This is a genomic window from Streptomyces phyllanthi (assembly GCF_009377205.1).
In the GTDB taxonomy this organism is placed as follows: domain Bacteria; phylum Actinomycetota; class Actinomycetes; order Streptomycetales; family Streptomycetaceae; genus Streptomyces; species Streptomyces phyllanthi.
Genome location: NZ_VJZE01000438.1, coordinates 1 through 7,633 on the forward strand (window position 1 = coordinate 1; position 7,633 = coordinate 7,633).

The 7,633-nt window shown below is 71.4% G+C and carries 7 protein-coding genes; 5 read left to right on the plus strand and 2 right to left on the minus strand.

Annotated elements, in window-relative coordinates:
* The 3 genes from FNH04_RS37115 to glgB form a co-directional block, all read left to right on the plus strand.
* A partial coding sequence (locus FNH04_RS37115) for an alpha-glucosidase C-terminal domain-containing protein (protein ID WP_194236936.1) occupies positions 1 to 167 on the plus strand: 167 nt, incomplete at its 5' end.
* Between the two features lie 28 nt (positions 168 to 195).
* Entirely contained in the window at positions 196 to 1,560 is a 1,365-nt protein-coding gene (locus FNH04_RS37120; protein ID WP_152790239.1) for a maltokinase N-terminal cap-like domain-containing protein, read from the plus strand.
* A 4-nt stretch (positions 1,561 to 1,564) separates the two neighbouring features.
* A complete protein-coding gene (glgB, locus tag FNH04_RS37125; RefSeq protein WP_386576303.1) occupies positions 1,565 to 3,883 on the plus strand; it encodes a 1,4-alpha-glucan branching enzyme in 2,319 nt (772 codons plus the stop codon).
* Between the two features lie 39 nt (positions 3,884 to 3,922).
* Here the strand turns inward: glgB and FNH04_RS37130 are convergent, their stop codons facing one another.
* Both FNH04_RS37130 and FNH04_RS37135 read right to left on the minus strand, forming a co-directional pair.
* Entirely contained in the window at positions 3,923 to 4,156 is a 234-nt protein-coding gene (locus FNH04_RS37130) for a DUF6480 family protein (protein ID WP_152790240.1), read from the minus strand.
* Between the two features lie 74 nt (positions 4,157 to 4,230).
* Complete coding sequence (locus tag FNH04_RS37135; RefSeq protein WP_322724942.1) at positions 4,231 to 4,764, minus strand: hypothetical protein; 534 nt, start codon at positions 4,762 to 4,764, stop codon at positions 4,231 to 4,233.
* A 280-nt stretch (positions 4,765 to 5,044) separates the two neighbouring features.
* Between FNH04_RS37135 and FNH04_RS37140 the strand changes: the two genes are divergently transcribed.
* Positions 5,045 to 5,545 carry a hypothetical protein gene (locus FNH04_RS37140; protein WP_152790241.1) on the plus strand — a complete coding sequence of 167 codons (501 nt, stop codon included), beginning with the start codon at positions 5,045 to 5,047 and terminating at the stop codon, positions 5,543 to 5,545.
* Between the two features lie 130 nt (positions 5,546 to 5,675).
* On the plus strand, positions 5,676 to 7,592 hold the full coding sequence (locus FNH04_RS37145) for an AMP-dependent synthetase/ligase (protein ID WP_152790242.1): 1,917 nt from the start codon (positions 5,676 to 5,678) through the stop codon (positions 7,590 to 7,592).
* Positions 7,593 to 7,633: the final 41 nt, after the last annotated feature.

The window sequence follows — 7,633 nt, forward strand, 5'->3', positions numbered from 1 at the left end:
CCGAACTCGACCTGCGCACCTTCAACGGCCGCCACCCCGTCGAACTCATCGGCGGAGTCCGCTTCCCCGCCATCGGAGAACTGCCCTACCTGCTCACCCTCGCAGGCCACGGCTTCTACTGGTTCCGGCTCTCCCGAGTCGCTCCCCGCGCCCGCCAAGAACTTTGAGCGTGTGACCGCGAAAGGACGCGTCATCATGGCGAAGACCGAGACCCTGTCCCTCCGCCCGAGGAGCCCCGGCAGCATCCACCCCATGGCCTCGCTGCGCGGACTGCTGCGGGAATGGCTGCCGAGACAGCGCTGGTTCGCGGGGAAGGACCGGCCCGTCACCGATGTGGCGCTGCTGTCGATGACGGAGCTGCACCCGGGCTGTCTGCATCTGCTGGTCCACGCCGAGCACGCCGGACTGCCCGCGCACAGCGGCACTCCCCCGTCCGGCGACTGCTACCAGCTGTTGCTCGGTGTGGAGGAGCAGCTGCCGCCCCGGCTCTCCGGCGCGTCCGTCGGCCGTGCTCAGGAAGGCCCGCTGGCGGGTCTGGCGGTGTACGACGCCTTTCACGACCCGCGGTCGGCCGGGCTGCTCCTGGAGCGGCTCCGGCGCCCCGGAGCGGAGGGCCCGCTGCGGTTCGAGAACGACGCGTCGGTGGCCGTACCGCCCGGACTCGCCCCACGGCTGCTGGACGCGGAGCAGTCCAACTCCTCGATCGTCTACGGCGACACTTTCATCCTGAAGGTGTTCCGCCGCGTCCAGACCGGCGTCAACCCGGATCTGGAGGTGCCGTGGGCGCTGGCCCGGCAGGGCTGCACCCGCGTCCCCGCGCCCGTGGCGTGGATCCGCACCACGTGCCCGGACGCCACCCTCGGTGTGCTCCAGCCCTATCTGCACGGCGCGTCCGACGGCTGGGCCCTGGCCCTGAGGGCCCTCGCCACGGACGGTGACTTCACGGCGGAGGCGCACGAGCTGGGGCAGGCCACGGCCGAGGTGCATATGGCGCTGGCCACCGCCCTGCCCACCGACCCGCGGAGTGAGAACGGGCCCCTGGCGGCCGCGATGACCGAGCGGCTGGGTGTGGCCGCGCACTGCGTGCCCGCCCTTCAGCCGTACGTCCGCGGGCTGCGGACCGCCTTCGACACGTTCGCCACGTGCGCGGCGGACCGCCCCGTGCAGCGGATCCACGGCGATCTGCACCTCGGGCAGGTGCTGCGGGCCGACGGTGAGTGGTTCGTCATCGACTTCGAGGGCGAACCGTCCCGTCCGCTGGCCGAACGGTGCAGCCCCGAGTCGCCGGTGCGGGACGTGGCCGGGATGCTGCGGTCCTTCGACTACGCGGCCCGTACACGGCGGCCGTGGCATCCGGAGTGGGCGGAACGCTGCCGCGAGGCCTACTGCGCGGGCTACGCGGACCGGGCGGGCTGGGACCCGCGGGCCGAGCCCCAGCTGCTGCGCGCCTACGAGACCGACAGAGCGGTGTACGAGGTCGTCTATGAGGCCCGGCACCGCCCCGACTGGCTTCCCGTACCGATGGCGGCGATCCGACGGCTCGCCGCCCGAGGAGGTTGACACCGTGGCACTCCGTGACCCCTCTCGCCCCCAACCGGCCAAGCCGGCCGACGCACCGCCGACGACGGGCAAACACGGCTCCGGGCACCGCGGCCCGGCCGGCAGATCCGGTTCCGGGCGCCGGACTCCGGCCGGCAGAGGCGACCCGGGCAGCCGGGCGCCGGTCAAGGCCGCTCCCCTCGACACGGCCGACCGGGGGCGCCTGCTGTCGGGGGCCCACCACGACCCGCACGCTCTGCTCGGCGCCCATCCGGGCCCCGGGGGCGTGACGTTCCGGGCGCTGCGCCCGTACGCGCTCGGGGTGAGCGTCGTGGCCGACGGGCGGACCACCCCGCTCGACGACGAGGGTGACGGGCTGTTCTCGGTCGTACTGCCGCTGGACGCGGTCCCCGAGTACACCCTGCTCGTGTCGTACGAGGGAGGCCGGTACGAGGTCCAGGACCCGTACCGCTTCCTGCCCGCGCTCGGTGAGCTCGATCTGCACCTCATCGGTGAGGGGCGGCACGAGCAGCTGTGGAAGGCGCTGGGTGCCGAGCCGATGGAGCACCAGGGCGTGACCGGAACCCGGTTCACCGTGTGGGCGCCGAACGCGCAGGGCGTCCGGGTCGCCGGTGACTTCAACTTCTGGGACGGCACGGCGTGCCCGATGCGGTCCCTCGGCTCGTCCGGGGTGTGGGAGCTGTTCCTGCCCGGTATCGGCGAGGGCGAGCGGTACAAGTTCGAGATCACCACCCGGTACGGCGCCCGGTTCCTCAAGGCCGACCCGATGGCCCGCCGCACCGAGGCCCCGCCCGCGACGGCGTCCGTCGTGGCGGCGGCCCATCACGAGTGGCGTGACCAGGGGTGGCTCGCGCACCGCGGGGACACACCCGTGCACGAGGCGCCGTTCTCGGTGTACGAGGTGCACCTGCCGTCCTGGCGCCCCGGACTGACGTACCGGGAACTCGCCGAGCAGCTGCCGCCGTACGTGCAGGACCTCGGTTTCACGCATGTGGAGCTGATGCCGGTCGCGGAGCATCCGTTCGGTGGCTCGTGGGGCTACCAGGTCACCGGGTTCTACGCGCCCACGGCCCGGCTCGGTACCCCCGACGACTTCAGGTACCTCGTGGACAGCCTGCACCAGGCCGGTATCGGGGTGATCATGGACTGGGTGCCGGCGCACTTCCCGCGGGACGACTGGGCGCTGGCCCGGTTCGACGGGTACCCGCTGTACGAGCCCGGCGACACGCGCCGTGCCGATCACCCGGACTGGGGGACGTACGAGTTCGACCTCGGGCGCACCGAGGTGCGGAACTTCCTGGTGGCCAACGCGGTCTACTGGTGCGAGGAGTTCCACATCGACGGCCTGCGCGTGGACGCCGTCGCCTCCATGCTCTACCTGGACTACTCGCGTGAGGACGGCCAGTGGGCACCGAACGCCTACGGCGGGCGGGAGGACCTCGACGCGGTGGCGTTCCTGCAGGAGATGAACGCCACGCTGTACAGCCGGGTACCCGGTGTGGTGACGATCGCGGAGGAGTCCACCGACTGGGGCGGAGTGACACGGCCAACCGACTGGGGCGGCCTGGGCTTCGGGCTGAAGTGGAACATGGGCTGGATGCACGACTCGCTCGGCTATGTCTCCAAGGAGCCGGTCCACCGCAAGTACCACCACAACGAGATGACGTTCTCGATGGTGTACGCCTACAGCGAGAACTACGTGCTGCCGATCTCCCACGACGAGGTGGTCCACGGCAAGCGGTCGCTGGTCTCCAAGATGCCGGGCGACTGGTGGCAGCAGCGTGCCACCCACCGCGCGTACCTGGGCTTCATGTGGGCACACCCCGGCAAACAGCTCCTGTTCATGGGGCAGGAGTTCGCCCAGGGGGCGGAGTGGTCGGAGGCCCACGGCCCGGACTGGTGGCTGCTGGACCCGGCCTACGGCGCGGAGGCGGACCACCGTGGCGTACGCGACCTCGTCCGCGACCTCAATTCCGTGTACCGCGAGACACCCGCCCTCTGGCAGCGGGACACCGATCCCGGCGGGTTCCGGTGGGTGGTCGTGGACGCCGCCGAGGACAACGTGTTCGCGTTCCTGCGCTTCGCGGCCGACGGCCCGCCGCTGCTCGCGGTGTCGAACTTCTCCCCGGTGGTGCGGCACGGCTACCGGCTCGACGTTCCCGACGGCTTCCCCGCCTGGGAGGAGGTGCTCAACACCGATGCCGCCCGCTACGGGGGCGGTGATGTGCTCTGCCCCCACCCGGTGCGGACCGACGAGGGCCCGCACCTGCGACTGACCCTGCCTCCGCTGGCGACGGTGTGGCTGCGTCCGGTGCGCGGGTGAGTGCGCCGCATGACCGGTCCGCGGCGAGGCCGGCGAAGCTCACAGGATGAGGATCAGGGCATAGGCGAGGAAGAAGGCGGCGATCAGGACGGCGAGGACGAGGATCAGGGCGAGGGGCGCCTTGCCCCAGCCCTTGGGCGGGTTGTGGGTTTCCTGGGGGCCTGCTCCCGGCATGCTGCTCTCCGCGGGCGGGGTTTCGCCCGGAGGGACGCCTCCGCCGGGCTCGAGGCCACTGCTGCGTTCTGGTTCCGGGTCTGGATTCGGGGTGCTCATGCGCCACGAGTTCCCCGCTCACACCCTTGAGACCTGCGACGGGCCCCTCAGTCGGGCCCGCGGCACAGGGCTCATCAGCAGCCCGGGCCCTGTTCGGCCTCCCGCTGGAGGAAGCTGCTGACCTGGCAGGCCAGCTCCTCCGCGCCGCCCTCGTGCCCGGGGTCCCGGTCGAAGGCGCCGTCGAGCGCCCCGATACCGCCCGCCCACAGATACCGGTCGGCCCATTCCTCGTCCGTGCGCAGCTGGATCTGGACGTCCATGCGGGCGAGGGAGGCTTCGGTGGCGGCGGCGTACACAACAGCGGTGGCACGGCGCAAGGGATAAAGATCAAAACCCTCGATGAATTGTGAATTGCGCCAGTCGAGGAATGCGGCTTCACCGTCGGGCCCGGTTCGGACGTCGAACTGTCCGTCCTCCACATGGATACCGAACGGCGTGCTCGCACGATTCTCCACCGTCACCCGGAACCGGAAATACACCAGCCCCTCGGCCGCGTCGTCACGTCCCCGCGGCGGTTCCGCCCGCTCCACGCCATGGACGCGTACACGCAGGCCCGCGTGCCCACCGTCGCACTCCTGCCAGTCCCCGATCACATTGGGCACGCGCACTCTCTCCACCTCCCGGCCCCAGCATCTCCCAGCCCCAGCGAAACGCTTCCTATCCACGCGCCGGACACACTGTCAAATGCGCGAGACACCCTGTTGCCGGGGTATTTCCACCCAGTGATCGGCGATCAAGCCGTGCCCAGCCATGATTCACCGCAGGGCGACTTCGAACCTGATTCCCACGTGCCACACATCACACTCCGGCAGCATGCCGCCACTACCTGCGTACGCTGTTCCTGGGTGATCAGATACGGTGAAAGCGGTTGCTGGCAGACTGCTCCGCATGGCCCCCTTCACGCCCGCGCGCGCCCTTCTTCTGCTCACCACCGGACTGGTCTGCCTCCTGACCGCCGCGGGTGCTCTCATCGGGGCCCTCCTCGGGGGTGCGGTCGCCGCGTCGGCGGCGGGGGCGGGTACCGGCGCGGCCGGTCTCGCCGGCTCGTTCCTGGTCCGAAGACGGGCCCTGGCCGGTTTCGCCACGGCCCAGCGCGAGGCCGGCGTACGCGGATACGCCGAGGGGATCGCCCACGGGGTGCTGCTGCACGTCACCGTGTACGAGGCGGCCGTCTTCCCCCGGTCCGGGCCCGCCGGGGTCACCCCGGAGGAGCGCCTGGCGCGGCGGACGATCGCCTATCGCATGGCGGCCCTGGAGGAGGTGCCCCGCCGGGTCAGGGAGGCCGCGGCCGACGCTCTGGCCGCGCTCGACGAGGCCGACCGCTCGCGCGCGGAGGAGACGCTGGCCCGCCTCGCCGGGGCCGTGCGCCAGGAGTACGCCCGGCCCTGAACGGGCCCTGACCGGCTGCCCCGACGGCGGGCTCCTTGCCTATTCGGCCCACGGGCGCCGACCGCATGCGATACGTTCGATCACTGCCAGTTCACCACCGGCGACACGCAGGAACGACACAGGACGGCGCATGCAGAACTTCCGGACCGCCGCCCCGCCACCGGTCGCCCCCCTTGCGACCGGAGGGCTCGCCGACAGCGTCTTCGACACGGCGGGCCGTGACCCCGGTCTGCCTCTGATCGCCCGCCGCATGGAAGGCGCCACGGGCGGGTGGAGGCAGGTCAGCGCGATCGAGGTACGGGACGAAGTGGTCGGTCTGGCCAAGGGGTTCGTCGCGTCCGGGATCCATCCCGGCCACCGGGTGGCCATCATGGCGCGCACCCGGTACGAGTGGACGGTGCTCAGCCTCGCCCTGTGGTCGGTGGGCGCCGAGGTCGTGCCGGTCTATCCGACCTCGTCACGCGACCAGGTGGAGTGGATCCTCAGGGACGCGGACTGCGTCGGGGTCGTGGTCGAGGACGAGCAGGGCGCGATGACGGTCGGCTCGGTGTGCGCCGGGCTGCCCCGGCTGGGCCATGTGTGGCAGCTGGACGACGGTTCGCTGGAGCAGCTGACGGAGCGGGGCACGGCGGTGCCGGAGACGACCGTCGACTCCCTGCGCCGGATCGTGCTGCCGGACTCGACCGCGGTGATCGCCTACACGTCCGGTACGACCGGGCGTCCCCGGGGGTGCGCCCTGTCGCACCGCAGTCTGGCGAGCCCCTGCGACACGCTGCTGGCCGGCTGGTCGCATACGACGGCGCCTCCCGGTGTCCAGCCCGCGATTCTCGCCTTTCTGCCCTTCTCCCACGTGTACGGCCTGATGATCCAGAACATGTGCCTGCGGGGCGGAATGCTGATGGCCCACGAACCCGAACTGCGGGGGGAGGCCCTCGCCGCCGATCTGCTTTCGTTCCGGCCGACCTTTCTCTACGGAGTTCCGTCCGTTTTCGAGAAGCTCTACAAGAATTTCCTCCGCCTGGCGCAGGAGGCGGGCCGGGGCGCGTTGTTCGAGCGGGCGGTGCGTACGGCTCAGGATTTCGCGACGGCCGTCGAGCGGCAGCATCTGGGCCGGGGGCACGGCCCGGGGCTCGATCTCCGGCTGCAGCACGCCATCTACGAGAAGACCGTGTACCGGAAACTGCGTGCCTCGCTCGGCGGGAGGGTGCGCGGGGCAGTGTCCGGCGGTTCCCCCCTCAATCGTGAACTCGCCCTGTTCTACTCGGGGATCGGCCTTCTCGTACACGACGGCTACGGGCTCACGGAGACCAGTGGGGGCGTCACGGCACAGCCGGTGGGGCGGGAGAAGTTCGGCACCGTGGGGCGTCCGCTGCCGGGCACGGACGTGAGGGTGGCGGACGACGGGGAGATCCTGGTGCGCGGGCCGTCGGTGTTCCAGGGGTACGTCAACGACGGGCCGGGCACCAGGACGGCGCTGCGGGACGGCTGGCTGGCCACGGGCGACATCGGCCGGCTCGACTCCGAGGGCTATCTGTCGATCACGGGCCGCAAGAAGGAGATCGTTGTCACCAGCGGGGGCAAGAGCGTCGCCCCGGCGCCCCTCGAGGAGCTTCTGCGAGTGCATCCGCTCATTCACCAGGCGGTGGTCGTGGGCGACAACCGGCCCTGCGTGGGGGCGCTGATCACGCTGGATCCCGAGTTCGTGCAGCACTGGCGCCGAGCTCTGTTCGACCAGCGGGGCGGGTCCGGGCCGGGGGCGCGTGAGGAGAACGCGCTGCGGCAGGAGGTGCAGCGGGCCATCGCCGCGGCCAACGCCACGGTGTCGCGTTCGGAGTCGATCCGGGTGTTCCGCATCCTGCCGGAGCCGTTCGAGGTGGCCAACGGGCTGCTGACCCCGTCGATGAAGCTGCGCAGGGACGCCATCGCGCGGCGGTACGAGGTCGAGATCGACGCGATGTACCAGTCCTCGCGCACCGCCCGCCGGAGGCTGCCGGAGGAGTCGCCGAGCTGGGACGACGCGGACGACGTGTTCCGTCGCGTGCGGTGAGGGCTGCCGTCCGGACCGCGTGAGGCCGGCCGGGGCACGGG

Coding starts and splice junctions, on each gene's coding strand:
- FNH04_RS37120 (WP_152790239.1), top strand. CDS start 196: ATGGCGAAGACCGAGACCCTGTCCCTCCGCCCGAGGAGCCCCGGCAGC.
- FNH04_RS37130 (WP_152790240.1), bottom strand. CDS start 4,156: ATGAGCACCCCGAATCCAGACCCGGAACCAGAACGCAGCAGTGGCCTC.
- FNH04_RS37140 (WP_152790241.1), top strand. CDS start 5,045: ATGGCCCCCTTCACGCCCGCGCGCGCCCTTCTTCTGCTCACCACCGGA.
- FNH04_RS37145 (WP_152790242.1), top strand. CDS start 5,676: ATGCAGAACTTCCGGACCGCCGCCCCGCCACCGGTCGCCCCCCTTGCG.